Origin of the sequence: Janthinobacterium sp. B9-8, from assembly GCF_000969645.2 — a bacterium.
Classification (GTDB): domain Bacteria; phylum Pseudomonadota; class Gammaproteobacteria; order Burkholderiales; family Chitinibacteraceae; genus Iodobacter.
Genome location: NZ_CP014222.1, coordinates 3,135,516 through 3,157,338, shown reverse-complemented (window position 1 = coordinate 3,157,338; position 21,823 = coordinate 3,135,516). Strand labels below are relative to the sequence as shown.

Annotated in this window: 22 protein-coding genes; 16 read left to right on the top strand and 6 right to left on the bottom strand. The window is 50.4% G+C overall.

The window, feature by feature from the left end; translation table 11 throughout:
- Positions 1–275 precede the first annotated feature (275 nt).
- The 4 genes from VN23_RS14165 to soxR form a co-directional block, all read right to left on the bottom strand.
- On the bottom strand, positions 276–1,379 hold the full coding sequence (locus VN23_RS14165) for a glycosyltransferase (RefSeq protein ID WP_052746647.1): 1,104 nt from the start codon (positions 1,377–1,379) through the stop codon (positions 276–278).
- Positions 1,376–2,182 carry a glycosyltransferase gene (locus VN23_RS14160; RefSeq protein WP_046352473.1) on the bottom strand — a complete coding sequence of 269 codons (807 nt, stop codon included), beginning with the start codon at positions 2,180–2,182 and terminating at the stop codon, positions 1,376–1,378. Before VN23_RS14160 ends, VN23_RS14165 begins: the two co-directional genes overlap by 4 nt.
- A 205-nt stretch (positions 2,183–2,387) precedes the next feature.
- Positions 2,388–3,194, bottom strand: coding sequence for a glycosyltransferase (locus VN23_RS14155; protein ID WP_046352472.1), 807 nt, complete (start codon positions 3,192–3,194; stop codon positions 2,388–2,390).
- An 83-nt stretch (positions 3,195–3,277) separates the two neighbouring features.
- The gene (gene soxR, locus VN23_RS14150) at positions 3,278–3,733 is read right to left on the bottom strand and encodes a redox-sensitive transcriptional activator SoxR (RefSeq protein ID WP_046352471.1); all 456 of its coding nucleotides are present in this window, start codon (positions 3,731–3,733) and stop codon (positions 3,278–3,280) included.
- A gap of 85 nt (positions 3,734–3,818) precedes the next feature.
- On the opposite strand from soxR, the gene VN23_RS14145 reads away from it, so the two are divergent.
- Positions 3,819–4,274, top strand: a complete 456-nt coding sequence (locus VN23_RS14145; RefSeq protein ID WP_046352470.1) for a VOC family protein — start codon at positions 3,819–3,821, stop codon at positions 4,272–4,274.
- Positions 4,275–4,370: 96 nt separating this feature from the next.
- On the opposite strand, the gene VN23_RS14140 is transcribed toward VN23_RS14145, so the two are convergent.
- The gene (locus VN23_RS14140) at positions 4,371–5,228 is read right to left on the bottom strand and encodes a pirin family protein (protein ID WP_046352469.1); all 858 of its coding nucleotides are present in this window, start codon (positions 5,226–5,228) and stop codon (positions 4,371–4,373) included.
- A gap of 253 nt (positions 5,229–5,481) precedes the next feature.
- Entirely contained in the window at positions 5,482–6,081 is a 600-nt protein-coding gene (locus VN23_RS14135; RefSeq protein ID WP_046352468.1) for an FMN-dependent NADH-azoreductase, read from the bottom strand.
- Positions 6,082–6,191: 110 nt separating this feature from the next.
- Here VN23_RS14135 and VN23_RS14130 point away from each other — a divergent pair, with 110 nt between their 5' ends.
- The 15 genes from VN23_RS14130 (at position 6,192) to VN23_RS14055 (ending at position 21,819) form a co-directional block, all read left to right on the top strand.
- Complete coding sequence (locus tag VN23_RS14130) at positions 6,192–7,091, top strand: LysR family transcriptional regulator (protein WP_335339384.1); 900 nt, start codon at positions 6,192–6,194, stop codon at positions 7,089–7,091.
- Positions 7,092–7,327: 236 nt separating this feature from the next.
- The gene (locus VN23_RS14125; protein WP_046352466.1) at positions 7,328–7,906 is read left to right on the top strand and encodes a TerD family protein; all 579 of its coding nucleotides are present in this window, start codon (positions 7,328–7,330) and stop codon (positions 7,904–7,906) included.
- Positions 7,907–8,025: 119 nt separating this feature from the next.
- On the top strand, positions 8,026–8,667 hold the full coding sequence (locus VN23_RS14120) for a TerD family protein (protein WP_046352465.1): 642 nt from the start codon (positions 8,026–8,028) through the stop codon (positions 8,665–8,667).
- Positions 8,668–8,789: 122 nt separating this feature from the next.
- Entirely contained in the window at positions 8,790–9,428 is a 639-nt protein-coding gene (locus VN23_RS14115; RefSeq protein ID WP_046352464.1) for a vWA domain-containing protein, read from the top strand.
- Positions 9,429–9,619: 191 nt separating this feature from the next.
- The gene (locus VN23_RS14110) at positions 9,620–10,663 is read left to right on the top strand and encodes a TerY-C metal binding domain-containing protein (RefSeq protein ID WP_046352463.1); all 1,044 of its coding nucleotides are present in this window, start codon (positions 9,620–9,622) and stop codon (positions 10,661–10,663) included.
- 255 nt (positions 10,664–10,918) lie between these two features.
- Positions 10,919–12,199 carry a PP2C family serine/threonine-protein phosphatase gene (locus VN23_RS14105; protein ID WP_082752789.1) on the top strand — a complete coding sequence of 427 codons (1,281 nt, stop codon included), beginning with the start codon at positions 10,919–10,921 and terminating at the stop codon, positions 12,197–12,199.
- 51 nt (positions 12,200–12,250) lie between these two features.
- On the top strand, positions 12,251–13,747 hold the full coding sequence (locus VN23_RS14100; protein WP_046352620.1) for a helix-hairpin-helix domain-containing protein: 1,497 nt from the start codon (positions 12,251–12,253) through the stop codon (positions 13,745–13,747).
- Between the two features lie 394 nt (positions 13,748–14,141).
- Positions 14,142–14,717 (top strand): TerD family protein, encoded by a 576-nt coding sequence (locus VN23_RS14090; protein WP_046352461.1) that lies wholly within the window; start codon positions 14,142–14,144, stop codon positions 14,715–14,717.
- Between the two features lie 13 nt (positions 14,718–14,730).
- The gene (locus VN23_RS14085) at positions 14,731–16,029 is read left to right on the top strand and encodes a VWA domain-containing protein (protein ID WP_046352460.1); all 1,299 of its coding nucleotides are present in this window, start codon (positions 14,731–14,733) and stop codon (positions 16,027–16,029) included.
- A 42-nt stretch (positions 16,030–16,071) separates the two neighbouring features.
- Entirely contained in the window at positions 16,072–16,782 is a 711-nt protein-coding gene (locus VN23_RS14080) for a TIGR00266 family protein (RefSeq protein ID WP_046352459.1), read from the top strand.
- A gap of 227 nt (positions 16,783–17,009) precedes the next feature.
- Complete coding sequence (locus VN23_RS14075) at positions 17,010–17,591, top strand: TerD family protein (RefSeq protein ID WP_046352458.1); 582 nt, start codon at positions 17,010–17,012, stop codon at positions 17,589–17,591.
- Positions 17,592–17,752: 161 nt separating this feature from the next.
- Positions 17,753–18,823, top strand: coding sequence for an ATP-grasp domain-containing protein (locus VN23_RS14070; RefSeq protein WP_046352457.1), 1,071 nt, complete (start codon positions 17,753–17,755; stop codon positions 18,821–18,823).
- Complete coding sequence (locus tag VN23_RS14065; protein WP_046352456.1) at positions 18,823–19,992, top strand: phosphoribosyltransferase domain-containing protein; 1,170 nt, start codon at positions 18,823–18,825, stop codon at positions 19,990–19,992. The genes VN23_RS14070 and VN23_RS14065 overlap by 1 nt, the downstream gene beginning before the upstream one ends.
- Positions 19,970–20,722, top strand: coding sequence for a hypothetical protein (locus VN23_RS14060; protein ID WP_046352455.1), 753 nt, complete (start codon positions 19,970–19,972; stop codon positions 20,720–20,722). Before VN23_RS14065 ends, VN23_RS14060 begins: the two co-directional genes overlap by 23 nt.
- Entirely contained in the window at positions 20,719–21,819 is a 1,101-nt protein-coding gene (locus VN23_RS14055) for a cysteine protease StiP family protein (protein ID WP_046352454.1), read from the top strand. Before VN23_RS14060 ends, VN23_RS14055 begins: the two co-directional genes overlap by 4 nt.
- Positions 21,820–21,823 lie beyond the last annotated feature (4 nt).

Genomic DNA, 21,823 nt, shown 5'->3' with positions numbered 1-21,823 from the left:
TTCAAGCAAAAGATCTGTAAGGCGGGTGAAACTCAACCCTATCAACTTAAGGGGGATTTGTGGGTTGGGTTAGCAGTTTTATCGCGTAACCCAACATCCTTTTCTGCCTAAATCTTGGGTTATGCTGGTTTGTCCGCCTAAAATCGGCGAATAAGCCAGCTAACCCAATCTACGAAAGCATCATTTCTCCTGATGTTGCGTAAGTCGATAGGATCGGGGTAAGACTCGCTAGAAATAGTATTAAACATCGATAAAAACAGCGGGTTTCACCCGTCTTACGATAGGCCATAAGCCTTATAAAGACTCGCCATCATCTTATCCAGCGAGTAATGCGTTTCAGCAAACAGCCTTGCCTGTGCGCCAAGCTTCTGGCGGGTGCTGAGGTCTTCGATCAGCGCGTTCAGATGTTTTACAAAGTCGCCGCTGTTTTCGCACAGATAGCCATTTTCGCCGTCAATCACCAAATCTTTATTGCCCACCACATTGGTCGCCAATACCGGCAGTCCAGCGGCCATGGCTTCGATAACAGCAACAGGCAGGCCTTCCCAGCGCGAGGTTTGGATATAAATATCCAAGCTTGCCAGCTGCTCTAAAGCCTGGCTGCGATCTACCCAGCCGCTGAGTTTTACATTGGCATTTTTTAGGTTTTTTTCTGATGCCACATCGCCGCCGCCTATCCACACAAACTCGATGCCGGGCTGGGCCATTTGGCTGGCGATGCTGGCAAATAGCTCGGGGTTGCGGGCCAAGGTAACCCGACCCACGGTGCCGATGCGCACCATATCTTGATTGCCTTTGGCGGGGTGGATGGCAGCCAGATCGACCGCGTTATTCACCACTACCACATTGCTGCTGAGGTGGCGGCGGATTTCTGAGCCTTCAGAAGGCGAGCAAGCGATAAAGGTGGTGGGTATTTCTGAGAGGATTTTTTCGAACGTAAGGAAAATGGTATTTTTTAAACGCCCTTCAGCTCGCTGCAAAAATGACAGGCCATGCGGCGAGAAAAACCACCGTGGCGCAGTCTTGCCGCGAATAAATAAACTGACAATTCGCCCTAGCGCACCGGCTTTGGATGAATGCATATGCACTACATCGGGCTTTAACTCGCGCAGCCAGTGATAAAGCGCCCGACCCGCACGCCAGTCGGCAGCAGGGTTAATGGCCCGCACCATAGGCAGCTGAATAAAGCGGATGGCATCGACAAATAGCGCGCGCCAGTTGTCCGGCGTTTCTTCACGTACCGAATGAATAATGGTGACGCTATGGCCGTCTTTGGCCTGAGCATTGGCCATTGCCGACACCATAGACAGCGTGCCAGCGCCAAATGCCTCGACAATATGCACAATTTTAGCAGCGTGTTTTACGGGGATCAGGCTCATGTTTTTTTTGCTCTTAATTTGGATTTGAGCTTAAACACCAGAGAATAGGGCAGCAAGAGTAAGAGTTGTGTTCTGGCCATGCCGATCAGGGCGGCAACGCTGCCATCGCTGTATTTTTTTTGCACCGCCAGGCGGGATGTAAGCTGCTGGCGGCGTTTACTCAGTGAAATGCCGCTCGGGTCCAGCTCGTAGCGGATCAGTACGTCGGGCAGGTTGGCTACTTTAAATTGGCGGGTGAATTCACTAAACAGCGCATAGTCTTCTGCGGCAGGCATATCCAAAGGATAAGGGCCGGTGCTCGCTAAAGCCGCTGTTCTGAACATCACCGCCGGATGAATAAAGGCTGAGTTATTACGCATGGTTTGAACAATGGCCGCGTGCTCACTGGGGTGGCGCAGCACAAATTGCTCGGTGCCAGCCTGATCGACAAAGCTTGCCGCGCCGCCAACTAGCATCACATCGGGGTGGCTCTTTAAAAAAGTGATTTGTTTGGTAAAGCGATCGGGCAGGTTTTCATCACCGCAATCCAAGCGGGCAATCAGCTCGTAGCCGCGAGAAGTAATCCACGTCAGGCCAGAATTAAGCGCATGTTCAATGCCACGATTGGCCGGTAAATTTAAAAACCGCAGCTCGCCCTCTGCCTTGAATGCATTTCTGGCTGCCGTATGCTCGATCGGCGCACGCGTGCTGCCATCATCCACCACCAGCACATCACATTGCTCGCTGGGGCCGATGGAGGCTAAAGACTTAATCAGCCCGGCTGGGTTGTTAAAGTGCGGTATCAATAAAATAAGGCGTGTCATGTGTGCTTCTGTTTTTTGCGAGTGCAGCTTCGCGTTTAAGTGTGTGTGGGGACAAAACCCAAATCTTGAAACACGGAGAGCACAGAGAACACGGACTTTCACGGAGAAAATCTTGTTTTCCCTTGTGTTTTTCTCCGTGCCCCTCCGTGTTCTCCCTTTCCTCCGTGGTTTAAGATTTGGGTTTTTTCTGGCTGTTTTACATCAATCAATCCCACTTCCCCATCCCCAGCAGGCGTTTGATTTTACGGGTGAAGCTGACCGGCAGGGCAAAGGATAGGCTGGCTTTGCTGATTTTTATGAAGGATCGTGGCGAGTAATCAAAGTAGCGCCATAGTAGCTTGATCCGCATCGCTTGTTGCTGGCGGCGGCGGCTCATGGAAATACCCGCGTCGTTATACTCACTGCGGGTTAGTACCTCGGCCAGATTGGCCGTTTGATAACGCGCTACAAAGCGCCAGAAATACGCGAAGTCTTCTGCTGCTTTACAGTCAGTCGGATAAAGCCCCAGCGCTTTGACACCGGCGGCTCTAAACATCACGGTAGGATGGGTAAAGGCATTGTCGTAGTGCATTTGCCGCAGAATCTCATCGTGCGTCTGCGGCTGATTAATTGTAAAACGATCGCCACTGGCATCAAAAAACGTCACTGCGCTACCTAATAGATACACATCCGGGTGGCTATCTAAAAAAGCCACCTGCTTAGCAAAGCGATCCGGCGCGCATAGGTCATCGCAATCCAACCGGGCAATATATTCATAGCCCGCATCAATAATCGTCTGTAGCCCCGTATTGAGTGCGTGCTCGATGCCCTGATTTTGCGGTAAATAAATAAAGTGCAGCTCACCCACCGCCTGCCAAGCCTTTGCACATACCGCCTCATCGATGCGCTGCCTGCTACTGCCATCATCCACAATAAAAGCATCAATCTGCTCGTGCACACCCACAGACGCCAAAGATGCGGCAAGGCCCTGTGGATTATTAAAGTGCGGAATAAGTAAGGCCGTGCGGTTCATCGAAGCGCTTTGTGCAAAGAGAAGGCGCTATTTTAACGGGTTTTGTAGCTTGGCGTGCTGAGGGGAAATGTAAATTGGGCGGATTAATTCGCCTGCTTAGAGCGATCCCCTAGTAAAAACCGTGGTCCAGCACCTAGATGGCGGGCTTGGTCGTCGCTGTTATATAGGTTGCATTTTTGTAGCGATAAACAGCCACAGCCGATGCACGAATCCAATTGCGTTTGAAGTGCGCATAGTGCATCTATTTTTGCTTGCAGCATGGGTCGCCAAGATTGCGATAGTTGCGCCCAGTCCTCGAGCGAAGGCGTTCTTTGCTGGGGCAGCGAGGCGAGTGCGGAGGTGATCTCTTCAAGGCTCAGGCCAACATTTTGCGCAACGCGGATAAACGCCACTCTGCGTAGCACTTCTCTTGGAAACTGCCGGGTTTGCCCGCTGCTGCGAACGCTACTGATTAAACCCTTGCTTTCATAAAAACGCAGCGCGCTGGCTTTGACGCCAGAGCGTTTGGCCAGAGCGCCAATAGAAATCAGAGTGGTCATGAAAAATGCTCCTGAATGCTCTTGACTTAAAGTTTACTTTAACTTGCATAGTGGCATGGTATTTAAATCTAAAGGAGTGGCAATCATGGAACAAGCATATCTGGAGCACGCAAATATCACGGTGAGCGATCTGGACCGGGCCGTGCGTTTTATACAAATCGCTATCCCCAGTTGGAAAATCCGCGGCAGAGGCAAAATGGATTGGTTTGGAGCGGAAATTGACTGGCTGCATATCGGCGATGATTTTGCCTATATCGCCCTGCAAAGTGGTGGAATAGGGGAGGCGCCGGGTTGGAAAACCCATCTGGTCGGCGTGAAACACCTTGGTTTTGTTGTGCCGTCTTTAAAAGAGACCATGCAAAATTTGGAAAACGCGGGTTTTATGTTGGATCATGAAGGCGGAAGCGGGCCGCATCGGGACAGCGCGTATTTTATGCTTGGAGAGGATGTTCAGTTTGAGTTTGTTGAATACACTTCCCAACTACCAGTGCAGCGTAATAGCTATTCAAGCCTTGGCGCTGATGCAATGAAGGTGAGCTAAGTTGCTGATTTTCGTAGGGTGTGCAAGTCGTTTTTCTTGCGCACCGGCATTTGGTGCGCAACGACTTCGTCGTTGTACACCCTACGAAACTGTCCCTTACAAAGCCCCCAATCTCCCCGCCCTAAAATCCGCCACCGCCTGCGAAATTTCTTCCTGCGAGTTCATCACAAAGGGGCCGTATTGCACGATGGGCTCTTTGAGTGGCTTGCCTGCGAACAGCAGCACGCGGCTGGCGGCCGGGCTTTGGATGCGGATGCCGTCGCTACTTGCATCGTTGGCAAAAATGGCCAGTTGCTCGCTGGCGACCGCGCTGCCTTCAATCTCTACATCGCCACGATAAACATAGATAAAGGCATTGTGCCCAGCAGGGATGGCCTGGGTAAATTCGCTGCCTGCGGGCAGATGCAAATCTAAATACAACGCTTGGGTGGTGGCTTTTTCGACGAGGCCTTTGGTGCCATGGCTTTGGCCTGCGATCACATGTACCGCTACACCGGCGTCTGTTACCACGCTGGGTACGGTTTTAAAGTCCTGATACCAGGGTGCGCTCATTTTCTCGTTTGCGGGCAGGTTTAGCCACAGCTGAAAGCCTTCCATTCTGCCGTTTTCCTGCTCTGGCATTTCGGAATGCACCACGCCGCTGGCGGCGCTCATCCATTGCACCCCGCCATTTTCCAGCAGGCCTTCGTGGCCCGCGCTGTCTTTATGGCGCATTTTTCCTGCAATCATATAGGTGACGGTTTCAAAGCCCCGGTGAGGATGCTCTGGAAAGCCTGCCAAATAATCTTGCGGATCATCGCTTTTAAAGGCGTCGAGCATTAAAAACGGGTCGAGTCTTTGCTGCAAGGATTGGGTCAGCGCACGGTTAATTTTGACTCCCGCACCTTCCATCACTGGGCGGCCCTGTACTTTCCTTTCTAAAGCGCGTGGACGAGTTACAAGTTCGGTGTTCATGGTGTATCTCCATTGATTAACTGAGCAAACAAAATTGCAATCCAAACCCAAATCTAAACCCAAATCTTGAACCACAGAGAACACGGAGGGCACAGAGTTTCACGGAGAAAACCAAGGAGACTAAAATAGCCAATATATTTGAATGATCTACTTCGGCATTTTTATCTGTTTTTTCTCTATTTTTTTGTTTTTAACTCCGTGTTCTCTGTGTCCGCCGTGGTTCAAGATTTGGGTTTTTGTGAGTGGCTTTGCCTTAAGCCACGGCCAGTTCGATTTCGTTGTGGGCTTGGCTGATGCCTTTGCTTTGCATTTCATCGCCCATATTCAGGCCCTCGGCGTAGATAAACTCTACTTTTCGCATACCTAAAAAGCCTAAAACGGTGCGCATATAGTCGGCGATGGTGTCGCCTGCTGTGCCGCGATGCACGCCGCCACGGGTGAGCACTACATAAACTTGCTTACCTGTCAGCAAGCCTTCCGGGCCATTCGCGCCGTATTTAAAGGTCACGCCAGCGCGGGCAATGGCGTCGATCCAGTTTTTAAGCTGGGCGGTAATACCAAAGTTATACATGGGGGCGGCGATGATGATGCTGTCGGCTGCTTGCACTTCAGCGATTAAGGCATCGCTCTTGGCCACGCTGGCGGCTTGCTCTGCGCTGCGTGCTTCGGCGGCGGTCATCAAAGCGCCTAAAGTGGCTTCATCCAGCACCGGATGCGGGTTGATGGCTAAATCACGCAAAACCAGTTTCGAGCCTGCATTGCCAGCAAGTAGTTTTTCAGCCAGTACATTAGCCAGTTGGGTAGAAAAAGCACCGTTGCTGCGTGCGCTGGAGTTGATTTGTAAGATGTTCATGACTTGGATCTCTGTGTTGCGTTGGAATGACGCTAATGTACCTCTCTCGATAAATGGGCAGAAGACCATAAAATGGATAGTATTGTTCCATCAGTGGAACAATGGCGGAGATGATGAAAATCGAAGCGAATGATTTAGTGCTGTTTGCCCGTGTGGTTGAGTGCGGCAGTTTTAGCCGTGCGGCCGAGCGCATGAGCCTGCCTAAATCCACCGTATCGCGGCGGATTGCCAATATGGAAACGGCACTGGGCGAGCGACTTTTGATCCGCAGCACGCGCAAACTGCTGCTGACCGAGTTTGGGCAGCATGTACTCGATCATGCGAGCCAAATTGCCTGCGAAGTGGATGCGGCGGTGGCCTTGGTTGAGCACCGGCAAGCTGAGCCAAGCGGCTTGCTGCGGATATCTTTGCCGGGGGATATGGCGGGCTGGGCGATGGACGATTTCTTAAGCGATTTTAGCCAGCGCTACCCCTTGATTCGGCTGGAGATTGATATCTCCCCACGCAGGGTGGATATCTTGGGTGAAAACTTTGATCTGGCGATCAGAATTGGCGAGCTGCCCAGCGATGCGCATTTATCTGCACGGCGATTAGCGCTGTTTAGTACAGGCCTTTATGCCGCGCCACAATATATTGCCCAGCGCGGTTTGCCCGAGCATCCCGATCAGTTGGCTGCGCACGATACGCTGGGCGTGTTAAGCCGTCAGGGTGGCGCAATGCCTTGGGCTTTGCAGCGAGGTAAGGCCCTGCATCATTTTCAGCCGGTGGCTAAATTCAGTATTAATTCGCCTCAGCTCTTGGTGCGCTTGGCGTGTCAGGGTTTGGGCGTGCTGGCGGTCACCGAATCATTTGCCAAGCCTTATTTACAGCAGGGTAAGCTCGTACGTATCTTGCCGGAATGGTGTTTGCCTGCCGTGCCTGCCTGGGCAGTTTTTCCTGAGCGGCGGTTGATGCCTGCTAAAACAAGGGTGTTTTTAGATCATTTAGAGCAAGTTTTACAATCTGGCTAGTGCGTGCATTTCTTTTGAAGTAATTTTTATTATTAATAATCTCTTGGTATTGTTTCAACTTTTGTAAAAATATTGACGGTTTAACAAGCAATTGGCAGTATTGAATGAATAGGTTTTTTGGGTGGAACTCTTTGAACCGGCCTCTCTTCTTATTGTGGGGACTAAGCGATTGAAGGGCGCTGCTCCGTGATTTTAGCGAGCAAGTTGTTACTTATTTAAACCAGAAAGGATTAAAAATGGCTATTTCATTAAACAAAGGCGGCAATGTTTCTCTCTCTAAAACAGAGCCGGGCCTGAAATCGATTTTGTTGGGTTTGGGCTGGGACGCTCGTTCTACCGATGGTGCAGCTTTTGATTTGGACGCGACGGCATTTTTGCTGACCGACAATGGCAAAGTGCGCGGCGATGCCGATTTCATTTTTTACAATCAATTGAAATCGAGCTGCGGCTCTGTTGAGCATACCGGCGACAATCGCACAGGCGCTGGCGACGGTGATGATGAGGCCTTAAAAATCAATTTAGAAAATGTGCCCGCAGAGATTATGCGGGTTGCCGTGTGCGTCACCATTCATGATGCTGAAGCACGTAAGCAAAACTTTGGTCAGGTGAAAGACGCGTTTATGCGCGTGGTCAATCTCGATAACAATGTAGAAATCGTGCGTTTTGATTTATCAGAAGATTACAGCACCGAAACCGCCATGATTTTTGGTGAAGTGTACCGCCACAATGCTGAGTGGAAATTCAAAGCGGTAGGTCAAGGCTTTGCGGGTGGCCTTGGCCCTCTGTGTGCGCAGTTTGGTATTTCAGCAAGCTAATTGCGATGCGCTTGGCTTACTTGGGTTTGCTTATTAAGTCAGCAAATCATTTAAGCCAGGCGCCCATTTCTTCCGTATCTCTCCTATCGTCTGTTAATGGCACTTTGTAAGGAATTCATATGGCTCTGACCCTCAAAAAAGGCCAAGGTATCAGCCTCAAAAAAAATGAGAATGATCTCTCTACTGTGACCATTGGTCTGGGGTGGGATATTCGGGAAGAAAAGAAAGGGTTTTTGGGCGGCTTATTTGGTAAAAAAGAAGAAGAGTACGATTTAGATGTGATCGCGTTTCTTTGTGGTGCTGATGGCAAGGTGCAGAATTTTGGCGGTACCGAAGGCGGGCGTTCTACCTTGGTGGGCGGCGATATTATCTTTTTTAATTCGATGCGCCATCACTCAGGCCAGATCTGGATGACGGGGGACAATCGCACCGGCGCCGGGGACGGTGATGATGAGCAGGTGATCGTTCGGCTGAATGATTTGCCGGAACAATATGCAAAAGTGGTGTTTGTGGTGCAAATTTATAATGCAGCCGCAAATGGTCAAAGCTTTGGCAAAGTGCAAAATGCCTTTATCCGTGCCGAAGATGGCAAAGGGCAAGAAATGGTGCGCTTTGATTTATCCGGCGGTGCTCAATATGAAAACTGCCGTTCCATGTTGTTTGCAGAATTGATTCGTGAGGATGGCGGCTGGAAATTCAATGCAATTGGCGCGCCATCGCAATCAGATTCATTTGTTGAGTGGTTAAAACAATACAGCTGAGGATGTGCTGATTTATTCGGTTTCGTCATTCCCGCGTTGCTTGGAATCCAGTATTTGTATTGGCTCCCCGATAACAACAGTCGGGGATGACGAGTCACAGCACTTCCCATTAAGAGAAAATCATGAGCAGACGCCTTCCCGTTTACATTCTTCTTGATACCTCCGGCTCTATGCGTGGTGAGCCCATTCATTCGGTGAATGTGGGTTTGCAAGCCATGCTGAGTGCGCTTAGGCAAGACCCTTACGCTTTAGAAAGCGTGGCGCTATCGATTATTACTTTTGATTTAGAAGCGCGCGAATACCTGCCCTTAACGCCGCTGGCCGATGTGCAGCTGCAGGAAGTGAGCTCCCCTAATGCTGGAGCCACTTTTATGGGGGCGGCTTTGGAGCTGCTGCTTGAGTGCCTAGAGCGTGATGTGCAAAAGAGCAGTGAAGATGAAAAAGGCGATTGGCGTCCGCTGATGTTTTTAATGACCGATGGCAGCCCGTCTGATTTGCATGCCTACAGACAAGCGATTCCAGCGATTAAGCAGTGTCAGTTTGGAGCCATTATTGCGTGTGCCGCAGGCCCCAAAGCCAAGCAAGAATATTTGCTGGAGCTAACCGATCGTGTGGTGACGCTGGATACCCTGGATGCCTCGGCGTTTTCCGGCTTCTTTAAATGGGTTTCTGCCAGCGTAGCCATAGGCAGCAGCAGCGCGGGCGTTGCCAATGATGTGGCCTTGCCACCGCCACCACCGGAAATTCATTTGGTCCTGTAGGGCGGTGAAACCCCTGTCGGATTTGTAACGTAGCAGCGGTTTTAGCCGCGAATGTTTTTATACACAGCGCTTTCGCGGCTACAAGCCGCTCCTACAAAAAAACATCGCGTTTTTTCTTAAGTTGATAGGATTGGGTGAAACCCACCCTAAGACATATTCGAAGTAAGGCCTGTTATTAAAAGAGCAAAACCATGCGCAGATTGCCGGTATTTTTTGTTTTGGATTGTTCCGAATCGATGGTGGGCGACAGCCTGCAAAAAATGGAAGATGGCTTGCAAGCCATTGTTCGTGCGCTCAGAACCGATCCTCATGCCCTAGAAACTGTCTATATCTCGGTGATTGCCTTTGCGGGTGTGGCTAAAACCATTGCTCCCTTGGTTGAGCTGGTTTCTTTTTACCCGCCCAAATTGCCGCTTGGCGGGGGAACCAGCTTGGGCGTGGCATTAGAAACGCTGATGGCCGAGCTAGATACTGCCGTGGTGAAAACCACGCCTGATCGCAAAGGGGATTGGAAGCCGATTGTCTATCTCTTTACCGATGGCCGCCCAACTGATAATCCCAATACGGCCATTGATCGCTGGAATGCCAAGTACGCCAAAAAAGCCACGCTGATTGCGGTGGGTTTGGGCCAGTCGGTCGATTTTGAAACCCTAAGCAGGTTGACCGACAACGCCATGATGTTTGAAGACACGCAGGAAGGCGACTTCAAAAAGTTTATTAACTGGGTGACCGCTTCGGTGGTGGCTCAAAGCAAAAGCGTGGGTGAAAGTGAAGCGCAATCTCTGGCCAATATCGATGCCAGCCTGATGCGTATTTTCAAAAATCCACCTTCCAAACAAGCCGATGAAGCCTGCATTACCCTGGTAGGCCGTTGCCAGAAAACCCGCAAACCCTATTTGATGAAGTACGACCGAGTCATTCAAAACGTAGCGACCCAAGATTTTAAGCTGCAAGTGTCGCGCTTTGAGATTGCCGGATGCTATCCACTGGAAGAAGATTATTTTATTTGGTCTGATCCGCGTGCCATGGATCTAAAAGTAAATAGCGCAGATTTAATCGGCACACCGGGCTGCCCGCACTGCGGCAACTTCACCGCCTTTGCTGCCTGCGGCTGTGGAAAACTCATGTGCATCAACGGCCCAGAAGAAGGCTTTTGCCCATGGTGCAAAAAATTAGTCTCGTTTAGTTGTTCTGGGGATGAGGATGGCTTTGATGTAGGGCGCGGGAGGGGGTGATTGTTGAGTACCCATCACAAAACCCACATCTTAAAACACGGAGGGCACTGAGAACGCGGAGTTTCACGGAGAAAACCTTGCTATGTTTTTCTCCGTGGCACTCTGTGTTCTCTTTTTTTTCCGTTGTTCAAGATTTGGGTTTTATTGCGAGGCGAACAGCTGTCTTTAGCTTCGTGCCCAATTCTTTATACGGTTCTCTCTGATCACTTTATTTTTCCTCGTCATTGATTTGAACGGGGGACACACGAGACTGCTATGCACCTTCCTTCCGATTCAAATTCCTCGCCTGAATCCTCGCCTATCCATTTATCCAATAAACCTGGTGCAATACCGCCTGCTGGCACGGTGGCTAGCCAGCCGCTTAGCCCCAAAGTGATTTTCCAAGCGCCTAATGCCAAGGCAGGGCAGGATTATCGCGCTAGCTTGCGTGAAGTGGCGGGCAATAGTCGGGCCTTGCAGTTTAAAGAGATAGTCTTACCTGCTGCTCTGACGCTCACTTTGAGCGAGGAAGGAGAATTACAGGGGCAGCCTGCAGTGGCTGGCGATCATCTCATCACCTTTCAGTGGTCGGCCGATGGCGTGCAGTGGCATGGCGGGCAATGCGTGCTGCTAGTGAATCCTGATCCGCGTAGCCTGTGGCAGATCAATGAGCCAGCCAGCGACGCTTTGTACCCCAAGCTACATAGCGCGGCACTGGCATTCAATGCGGGCGATTTAAACATCGCTGCCGCTAGCCGTCGTGGTCGCTCGCATGAGCATGCAGGCCTATTCAGAGATGATGATTTTTTTGTGCAGCACGATGCCGCATCGGGCTGGAGTGTGCTGCTGGTGGCCGATGGCGCTGGCAGTGCCAAGTATTCCCGCTGCGGCTCAAAGCTGGCGGTAGAGACTGCGGGTGAGCATGTGCTGGCCGCTTTAAAAGGGGACCTTGGGGCCAGCATCAATCATGCCCTGCAAGCTTGGGATGCGGATCCCGAATCCATTAGTGGGCAAATCGGTGGGCGGTTTCATTCCTTATTTCACGATGCAGCTGTTTTGGCTGTGGGTGCTATAGAGCAAGCTGCGGCATTACAGCAAAGCGACGCCAAGGATTACGCGACCACCCTTTTAGCTGCAGCGGTGAAACGGGAAGGTGGGCAACTCTTTTTAGCCACATTCTGGATGGGCGACGGGGCGATTGCCGCTTACGGGCCGCGCGGTAAAGTGAGGCTGATGGGCCTGCCGGATAGTGGTGAATTTGCAGGGCAAACGCGCTTTTTAGACCGCGCAGCATTAGCTTCAGAGCGTTTTGCGCAGCGGGTAAAAATTGGTCGTTATAGCGATATTTCGGCCGTTGTTTTGATGAGCGACGGTATTTCAGATCCAAAATTTGAAACAGATAAAGGCTTAGCCAGCGGCGATAAATGGGATGCCCTCTGGGATGAAATCGCCCCTTGCCTTGTGGCGGATCACCCGGAGCAAAGCTTGCTGGACTGGATGGGGTTTTTCATACCCGGTCATCATGATGACCGCAGCATTGCGCTGCTTTGGGTTTAAAGGCATCAAGGTTTGGTTTTTTTGTTTGCAGCAGGCAATCAGGAGCAGGGTATGGCGAAGGTGATTCAGTGCCGCACATTGGATGGGCAGCTGGTTGAGTTTGTGGATGAGATGATTGCTTCCGGGGCGATGAAAGAGGTTTATTTTTCGCCGGATAAATCTTATGTGGTGGCGTTTTATAAGAATAAGCAGGATGCCCAGGCGCTTGAACGGCTGCAGATGATTATTGGCAAATACCGCGAGGGGATTTTTAATCAGGCGGGCGGCGAGTACTGGAAAAATCTGTTTTGCTGGCCAACGGCGCTGCTAGAGCACGAAGGCAAGCTTGGGCTGATTGCACCTACTTACTCTAAGCATTTTTTCTTTGAATTCGGCTCAAAAAATCATGACATGCTCGAGATCAAGGGCAAAGAAAAAGAAGGCAAGTGGTTTGCTGCGGCCAATTTACGTCAGCGTTTTGTCGATCAGCGCGAGCTGGGCGATTGGCTGAGCCATTTAAAGATCTGTGTGCTGATTGCCCGCGCGGTGCGCCGTATGCATATGGCTGGGCTGGCGCATTCTGATTTGTCGTATAAAAACGTGCTGGTCGATCCGTCGGGGGGCTTTGCCTGCGTGATTGATGTGGATGGCCTAGTGGTGCCGGGCCGTTATCCGCCGGATGTGGTGGGTACGCCTGATTTTATTGCGCCCGAAGTGGTGAGCACCAGCCATCTGGCTAAGGGAGATCCACAGCGCAATTTGCCGCGCCGCGAAACAGACCAGCATGCGCTTGCCGTGCTGATCTATATGTATTTGCTGTATCGCCACCCTCTGCGCGGCGGCAAAGTACATGATATGGATGATGAACAGAAGGACGAAGCGCTTGCTATGGGCGAGCGCGCACTGTTTATTGAACACCCTAGCGATTCAAGCAATCGCATCAATCTGAATGACGCCAAGCCGACTGAGCTGCCGTGGGCCGACACGCGTCAGCTACCTTACACCCTGACTGGCCCTTATCTGGCTCCCCTGTTTACGCAAGCTTTTGTTGACGGCCTGCATCATCCCCTTAAGCGCCCATCGGCCAATGATTGGGAAACGGCACTGCTTAAAACCATTGATCTGGCGCTCCCTTGCCGCTGCGAGCAGAAATGGTTTGTGTTTGATAACTCCACCCAGCCCGCCTGCCCGTTTTGTGGCTCGGTTTATCACGGCCAGCTGCCGGTGCTTAATCTATATTCATCCCGGCAGACAGGGCAGTTCCGGCCCGATAATTACCGGCTGATGGTTTGGGAAGGACAATCGCTTTATGCCTGGCATGCCAACTATTTGCTAGCCCCAAATGAAAAGCTGGCGGATGAACATAAGCCGCGCGTGGCTTATTTTATTTTTTATCGCAATGTGTGGTGGATTTTTAATGTTGGCCTGCCCGATTTAATGGATGTGGCAACTAAAAGAACAGTTGCAATCGGTGGCAAGCTTGAGCTGAAAGACGGCCAGCAAATTTTGCTAGATAAGGGAGAGGGAGGCAGGCTGGTGGTGGTGCAGATGGTGGGCGAGGCGGGCTAAGCCTGTCGGATTTAGCATTTGCTGCCTGTAAATGATAAGCGACCGCGATTATAAATAAGCGGGGATGAAACTTTTATGTCTTTGTCCTGTCTTTTGTAAGCGTATGACATTTATGGGCTGGCTGTTGCTTCGGCTACACTAATCTAATTGCTGATACTCAAAGCAAGAAATTATTAGTAATTATAATTACTTATCTTGCTTCGCTTGAAAATGGCAGAGGGCGAACAGATCTATAAGGTCTGGCCGCTTGAGGGAAAAACTTTGCTGTTTTTGGCCCGAGTGAAAGATGCTAAATAGATGATTTTTGGTATTATTGGGTTTGATGTGTGTTCTTTGTAAGATAGTCGCCGTTTTTAGTAAGGCGTATCGTTGATTTTTTAAAGGAATATCGTTCATGGCTATTAGTCTACAAAAAGGCGGTAACGTCAATCTAAGTAAAGAAGCACCTTCCCTTCAAAAGCTAGTGCTTGGTTTGGGCTGGGATCCACGCGTTACCGATGGCTCCGCTTTTGATCTGGACGGCAGTGCTTTTATGCTCAAAGCAGACGGCAAGGTTCGTGCTGATTCTGATTTCATTTTTTACAATAACTTGAAATCGACCGATGGCTCAGTGACCCACGCGGGTGACAACACCAGCGGCCAAGGTGATGGCGATGATGAAAAAATCGTGATTGATCTGGCTTTGGTGCCTGCAGAAATTGAAAAAATCACCGTTGGCGTGACGATTCATGATGCCGAAGCACGTAAGCAAAACTTTGGTATGGTAGGCAAAGCGTATATCCGCTGTCTTGATGCCAATGGTGATAAAGAAATCGCACGTTATGATTTATCAGAAGACAGCTCAACAGAAACAGCCATGATCTTCGGTGAAATCTACCGTGCTGGCGCAGAGTGGAAATTCAAAGCGGTAGGCCAGGGTTTTGCAGGTGGCTTAGGCCCACTGGCACGCTCTTTCGGTATTAGCGCTTAAAAAGGGCAGTTTGATGACCTTACTTGCAAAGGGCCAGCGCCTGAAAATTCGGGATTTGGTTTCGACGGGTGCCTTTCAAGTGGGTCTTGTTGCCGAAGGTTTGCCAGTCGATTTCGCCTGCTTTGGGCTGGATTCGGCTGGCAAATTATCTGACGATCGATATATGACGTTTTTTAATCAGCCACGCAGCCCTTGCGGTGGCGTTGTGCTGTGTAAAACGCCAGCGGATGCAGTAGGTTTTGCTTTCCAGCTCGATCAATTACCACTCAGCATTGAGCGGGTAGTGGTGGCGGTTAGTGCGAGCGAAGATGGGGCGATGTCGGCTTTGCGCTCTGGTTATTTAAGAATTATTGAGGGAGAGCGTGAACATGCCCGCTTTTCTTTTTTAGGATCTGATTTTTCTGCCGAGCGCGCTTTAATGCTGGGCGAGTTTTATCGTAAAGATGGCGATTGGCGTTTTATGGCCGTGGGCCAAGGCTTTGATGGCGGGCTGGATGCTTTAGTGAGGCATTTTGGTGGCAGCGTTGAAGATAATCCGCTGCCAGCTAAGGTCTCTTTAGAGAAAAAAATAGCGAGCGAAGCGCCGCAGCTGGTCAATTTACATAAGGCTGCGGGTGTTTCGCTGCAAAAAGCGGGCTTAGAGCGCCATCGCGCCAGAGTCTGTTTATGCCTTGATATTTCCGGCTCAATGAGTGCCCTGTATAAAAAGGGGCTAGTACAATCTTTTGCGGAGCGCATTCTTGCATTGGCTTGTCAGTTTGACGATGACGGTGCCATTGATGTGTTCTTGTTTGGCGAAAAGGTCCATCAGCCATCGCCTATGGAGTTAGCTAACTTTCAGGGCTATATCCAGCAGATTATCCAGCGTCACCCCTTAGAAGGCGACACGCGCTACGGGCGTGCGATGGAGGCGATTCGCAAATGTTACTTTCCAGAAAACGCAGGTGGCGAATGCCACGGGCAGAGTAAAGCAAGCCAGCCGGTCTATGTCATGTTTGTAACTGATGGATCTACCTCAGATCAAGCACTGACCGAAAAGCAATTGCGCTGGTCGAGTAAAGAGCCCATTTTCTGGCAGTTTATGGGGATTGGTAAGGGCAGAAAATCGAAGAGTAAACGCTTATTGGCGTTTGCCGATTCTGATTTCCCCTTTCTAGAAAGCCTTGATGATTTACCAGGGCGCTTGATTGATAATGCCGATTATTTCTCGCTGAGCTCTCCTGATGAGTATTCTGATGCAGCGTTGTATGACCTGCTCATGACTGAATACCCTGGCTGGCTAAAGCTGGCTGCTCAGCATGGGCTTATTTAATAATTTGTGTGAAACAAAAATGTATAAAGGTGTTGCTGACCAATGATTGTATTTACTGCTACCGGTGATGTTGATCCGTTTTTACATGTTTCCTTACAAAAGGGAGACAAGATCTATTGTGAATCCGATGCAATGGTGATGATGGAAGCCAATCTGGATTTAAAAGGCAGTATGAATGGCGGGATAGGCAGGGCGCTGATGCGCAGTTTTGCCAATGGCGAGTCTTTCTTTCAGCAGCAAATTGAGGCGGTAAGGGGTGAAGGCGATTGCCTGCTGTCGCCGACTCTGCCGGGTGCTTTGCGAGTCATTGATGTGGGCGCAAAACAATATTTATTAAACGATGGCGCTTTTGTAGCGGCAACATCGGGCACAGAAATGAAAGTGCGTACGCAAAGTATTGGCAACGCGCTATTTGCCCAGTCTGGTGGCTTTTTTGTGATGGAAACCTCGGGTACAGGGCAGGTGGTGGTATCGGGCTTTGGTTCGATGTTTGAGCTGGATGTCGCGCCCGGCAAAGATGTGATTATCGATAACTCGCATGTGGTGTGCTGGGACAATAATTTGCAATACGAAATCTCGGTAACCACAGGCAACACCGGCGGTGGCCTCGGCGGTATGCTGGGTAATCTGGTCAATAGCGTGACCAGTGGCGAAGGCATTGTGCTGCGCTTTAGCGGCACAGGTAAGGTATTTATTTGCTCTAGAAATCGAGATTCTTTTGCCGAGTGGCTGAAGAAAAAAACCGCTGGCTAAATATGTTGTTGGTGTAGGTTGGGTTAGCTAGTTGGTGTGGCCGATTTTGGCTATGCAAACTAGCGTAACCCAACATTAAGGTGCAAAAGAATGTTGGGTTACGCGAGATATCACTGCGTGAGGTAAACCTCATACGCAGATTGCTAACCCAAGCTACGGATTATCCTTCGGTTGATAGGATTGGGTTTCACCCGCCCTATAATACTTAATTCATCAAGGAGTACAGCATGGCGATTAACCTAGAGAAAGGCCAGAAGATTTCCCTCGATAAAGAGGCTGGCGTTACATTAAGCAAAATCATCATGGGCCTTGCCTGGGATGCGGTGAAGTCCAAAGGTTTCCTAGGCTTTGGCGGCAGCGCGCCGGATATCGATCTGGATGCATCTTGCATTTTGTTTGACGAGCAAAATCATCCGATTGATGCAGTGTGGTTTCGCCAGCTGAAATCTAAAGATGGCTCGGTGATGCATACCGGCGATAATCGCACGGGTGAAGGCGATGGCGATGATGAGCAAATTGTGGTTGATCTGACACGCGTACCTGTCAATGTTAAAAGCTTGGTATTTACAGTGAATAGCTTTACTGGCCAGAATTTCTCGCAAATTGCCAATGCCACTTGCCGTATCCTGAACGCGAATGACAATAAAGAAGTGGCTCGCTTTAATTTATCCGCACTGGGCTCGCATAATGCGCAGATTATGGCCAAGCTGTATCGCCATAATAATGAGTGGAAAATGCACGCCATCGGTGAAATTGGCAATGGCCGCACCTTTGATGAGCTGATGCCACAAATCACACCACATTTATAATTTTTTCTAAGAAAAAGCACGGCTGGTAAGCGTTGATTGTGATTTTGTATGGCGGGTGAAAACCCGCCGTTTGCAATGCTGTTTGTGGCGGGTTTTCACCCTCCCCATGAAATGACATCGAGCTTGCCTGGCCTTGCGATTAATCGCGCCTTAAGGTTCCCATGCAGCACGTCTGGTTTAATAAAACATTTTCATCTGTTGCCGCCGCCATCAGCCTCATTCGTGAGGCTGATGTTCTTGGTGAATATCATATTGTGTCGAGTCATACCAATCCATATTCAGCGGCTTTTCAAGAAGCTCACGAATATGTGGTTGAGCCCTCTGGTTTGCAGGGCGAAGTATATCTGGCTTGGTGCTTACAATTTTGTCTTGATCACGCCATTACGATTTTTATCCCCGGTAAGGAAGCGGTATTAATCAGCGCGGAGCGTGAGCGCTTTGAGCAGCAGGGCACGCGTGTTTTATCCGTGGCCTCAGCTGAAATGCTGGAGCTGCTGCACGATAAGGCGGCGTTTTATCAAGCTGTCGATTTGCCGCTCACACCACCGGCCGCATTTCGGATTGTGGAAACGGCAGAGCAGTTTGAAGAGGCTTATCAAGCGCTTAAGCAAGATCACGCCAAGCTCTGTATTAAGCCTTCCAAATCGGTGTTTGGCTTGGGTTTTGCGGTGATTGAAGAAGAGCGATCCAGCGCGCAGCTCTTGGTAGAGGGCGTGCAATACCATATTGGTCTTGATGATTTGCGTCGTGGTTTTGCCGCAATGGGCACTTTTAAAACCATGATTGTCATGGAGTATCTTGATGGCCATGAATACAGCGTGGATTGCGTTGGCGACAATGGCCGCCTGGTATGTGCCGTGCCGCGTAAAAAAATGAAGCAAGCTGGCCGTGGCCAGATGATCGAGATGCGCAGCGATATTTTAGATAGCGTGCGTCAGCTGGCTAAAACCTTTGGTTTGAATGGCAATTTCAATGTGCAATTCAAAGAAAGAGCGGGTGGCCTTGGTCTATTAGAAATTAATCCTCGCATGTCAGGCGGTATCGCCATGGCCTGCCTTGCCGGAGCTAATTTACCTTACCTCGCTTTGGCTGGCTTTGATCGCGGTTTTGAGCACTTACATATCCCAGAAGTGCGGCATGGCATCCGGGTTGCAGAGTTAGGCCGTGCTGCCGTACTGGCGGATACCGAAGTGCAGGTCGTGATACCTGAAGCATCATGTGCGGCGCTGTAATGACTAGCCCGCATACCATTAAAGTTGAATTGCCCACCGGGCTGATGGAGCTCACCGTTGATGCTGGCGCATTTAGCGTGGACGAGCTGATGGGCTTTGCCGCGCGCGCCAACGCCAAGCGGGGGTTTCTGTTTTTAAGCAAGGTGCTGGGTAAGCACTGGCCGGTGCGCCCCTCGCTGATGCGTAAAATCCATATGGATTTAGCTGGGCAAGTACCCGCTGGTTTACCCGGCCCTGTGGTGTTTATCGCCATGGCCGAGACGGCGATTGGCTTGGGACAAGGGGTTTTTGAGGCTTATAAAAGCGCTCACCCAGCTACAGAAGCGCTGTTTCTGCATACCTCGCGCTATCACGTTGGCGGTGTAGATATTATCGAATTTGCCGAAGCACACAGCCACGCACCACGGCAGTTTTTGCATATGCCGCAAGATGCCGAGCTGCGGGATCTGCTGCTAAGCGCTAAATCCCTCGTGCTGGTGGACGATGAAGCCAGTACCGGCAATACCTTTTTAAATTTAAGTAATGCCTGCCGGGCGCTTAATCCCCATATCGAGCACGTTCACCTTGCTACCATTACCAATTTTATGGGTAAGGCGGCAAACGAGGCCCTATCGCAACGCTTTGGTCTTCCGGTGACTATTGCTGCAAGTTTAAGTGGCGAATATGTATTTACAGCGGGGGCCTTGCAGCCGTCCCGTAGCGCGGCGCAGGTGTTTGAGGCGCACGCTGATCGTGGTGCAAATGGCGATTTTGGCCGCTTGGGGTTGAATCGTGCGCTCGCGGCTCCCCATGCTCTGGCGCAAAAATTAGCCGCTGGAATTAAGCCTAGGGATCAGGTATTGGTTTTAGGCACGGGCGAGTTTATGCATCCGGCTTTTTTGCTGGGTAGCGCACTAGAAGCCTTGGGAGTAGATGTGTTGGTGCAATCGACCACACGTTCCCCGATCCTGAAATGGGGGGCTGTGAGCCATGCGCTAAGCTTTGCGGATAACTATGGCGAAGGTGTAGAAAACTATATTTATAACGTCACAATCGGCCAGTACGATCATGTATTAGTTTGTCATGAAACCCCGCCTAATGAAGCGCTGTATAGTACTGCACGGGCGGTAGGCGGCCGTTTATTCCATTTTTTATCTGAGAATCATATTGAAGAAATATCTGTTCGTTGATCTGGACGACACCTTATTCCAAACGCTGGGCAAGTGCGCTGGGGTAGATGATTTACGTCCGGTCGGCTATCTGAAAGACGGCGCGGCTATTTCATTTACCACGCCTCGTCAGCGTGCATTTTTTGAAATGATGAGCGCATCCATGACGCTGATTCCAAGCACGGCGCGCAATCTGGATGCCTTGCGTCGGGTTGATTTACCATTTAATAGTTATTCCATCATCGATTACGGTGGTGTGGTGCTCAAGCCCTGCGGCAATGTGGATGAATTCTGGCTTGAAGCGATGCGTGTGGATATGGAGCAGGCACTGCCAGGCCTGCACGCTGTGATGGCGGTGATTGATGACTACTGCGAAAAAGTCGGTTTAAAGGGCCGTGCCCGTTTGGTTGAGGATTGCAATACACCGTTTTATGCGCTGATTAAAGACCCCGATAAGATCGATGCTAATCTGGAGCAAATCGAGCGTGAAGCCGTTGCGCCTTGGGTGGCGGGCGAGGGCAAAGATTTCTTTATTCACCGCAATGGCAATAATTTGGCCGTGCTACCAAAAACACTAAATAAAGCCCGCGCTGTGGACTACGTGCGCTCACTGCTGCAAAAAGAGCACGGTGAAATCATGACTATCGGCATGGGCGATAGCCAATCCGATGCGCGCTTTATGGCGAGCTGTGATTACGCCCTGATCCCGAATGGCACACAGCTAGCCAAGCTGACTGTTGCCGCTTTATGAATAATCGTGGTTTTTGCGGTAGTTATCGTCCGGATGATGTGCGCTTTTTGCTTAAACGCTTATCGCAACAGCCGTTTATTGATGTAGCAAATAAAGAGTTTCTGATTCAATCGGGCGCGCGTCATTACAGCGAAATGCTGTCGCCCGAATCCTTGCCTTCTCCGCGCTATTTGCAAGTTTTTAAAGATGCACTCGCGGCCAATCGTCAGCAAATGGCAGGAGATTGCTTAAGGCTGGCGGCGCTGATTGCGGCAAGACGCAGCGGGCCGATTACGCTTGTTTCCTTAGTGCGTGCGGGAACGCCCGTTGGCGTGATTTTGAAGCATCTTTTGCAGTGCGTATTAGGGCGGGAAGTGGCGCATTACTCGGTGTCGATCATTCGTGATCGAGGCATTGATGCGGTAGCCTTGCAGCATATTTTGCAGCAGGGGCATCGCCCGGAATCTATTGTGTTTATTGATGGATGGACTGGGAAAGGCGTGATTTCACGTGTGCTGGAGCAGGCAGTGAATGCGTTTAATTTGCAGCATCGGGTCGCTATCGATACTGGACTCTATGTGTTGTCTGATCTGGCGGGCACGGCGGCGTGTGCGGCCTCGGCAGAGGACTATCTGATTCCATCCAGCATCTTGAACGCCACCGTTTCTGGCCTCGTTAGCCGCTCGGTGCTCAATGATTCAATCGGACCGGACGATTTTCATGGCTGCGTTTATTACGATGAATTTGAGTCACAAGACCAGTCGCAATTATTTTCTGATGGCTTAGTGGCCGATGCGACTCGCTTAGCGGCTCAGCAGGGAGTGCCTACTGCTTTACCGATTGATCGGGTAAAAATGGCCCGGGTTTCCACTGATTTTTTGCAAGCAACGCAAGAGCGGTACAGTGTTGAAGACCTTAATCTGATTAAGCCCGGCATAGGCGAAGCCACCCGCGTGTTGCTGCGCAGAGTGCCAAGGCTCTTGATTTTGCGAGATCCGGCGGTAGCCGATGTGGCGCATTTAAAGTTGCTGGCAATAGAAAAAAACGTGCCGCTCATTGTGGATGCGGGCCTGCCTTATCAAGCAGTATCATTGATTGGGAGTGTTTTAGATGGCTAAAAAA